The following is a 235-nucleotide window of genomic DNA, read 5'->3' as shown; positions in this document are numbered from 1 at the left end:
ACCACTTAATGGTACATGGGTAGATGCTTATGGTGGAATTGCAGAGCCTAACTTAGCACTAGAATCTGGTTTATCAGCCGGTGCGGAGTCTCAAGCAAGAGTAATAAGATCCTTCTTCTATTGGGGATTATTAGATTTATACGGTAGGGTAAAACTTATTACATCGTCTGGTGGTGATGCACCACAGTCAGACAGAGCTGCTGGATTTAACTTTGTAGGGCAAGAATTACTTGAT

General features: G+C 41.7%; 1 pseudogene. It reads left to right on the top strand.

The annotated features are described in order from the left end of the window. A pseudogene (locus ACRHOC_RS15190) lies at positions 1-235 on the top strand (RagB/SusD family nutrient uptake outer membrane protein); the annotation flags it as partial.

The organism is Winogradskyella poriferorum, assembly GCF_050618035.1.
GTDB lineage: Bacteria > Bacteroidota > Bacteroidia > Flavobacteriales > Flavobacteriaceae > Winogradskyella > Winogradskyella poriferorum_A.
This window is presented reverse-complemented; position numbering and strand designations above follow the sequence as displayed.